The organism is Rhizobium ruizarguesonis (assembly GCF_012349115.1).
Taxonomy (GTDB): domain Bacteria; phylum Pseudomonadota; class Alphaproteobacteria; order Rhizobiales; family Rhizobiaceae; genus Rhizobium; species Rhizobium ruizarguesonis.
Window position 1 is genome coordinate 1 of record NZ_PQIG01000038.1, and the last position, 509, is coordinate 509.

The window sequence follows — 509 nt, forward strand, 5'->3', positions numbered from 1 at the left end:
GGATTGAGCTGGCGGATCTCGCCGAGCATGTCGAGAAGATCTTCCTCGTCGACGCCGCAGAGCCGCTTCAACGTCGCAAAATCGCGCCGCGCCAGGAGTTCTAGGTTTTCGACCAGAGCCTGCATGGCGGGGTCATATCGGTCCTTCTGCCTGAGCTGGATCGCCAGGCATTCGGCGAGGCTGCGGGCGAAAACACCCGGCGGATCGAGGCTCTGGAGGGTGGCGAGCACGCGCTCGGCCTGTGCGAGGCTCGTACCCAGCCTCTCGCCCGCCTCGACGATATCGGCCTGCAGATAACCGCAGTCGTCGAGCTGGTCGACGAAATTCTGCGCGATCAGCCGGTCGGCCATGTCAGGCAGGACGAAGGGGATCTGCTGGGCAAGATGATCACGCAGCGACACCTGGCCGGCGACGAAATCATCGAGATCGTAATCGGCGCCCTCGCCGCTGCCCGGCATCGATTTCCACTGGCTGACGAGCTCCGGCGCATCGAGGCGCTGCGGGGCACC

1 protein-coding gene is annotated in these 509 nt (G+C 64.8%); it reads right to left on the bottom strand.

The window, feature by feature from the left end:
* Positions 1-509: RNA polymerase factor sigma-54 (locus C3Y91_RS05270; protein ID WP_441005345.1), on the bottom strand; the 509-nt coding region annotated here is incomplete at both ends.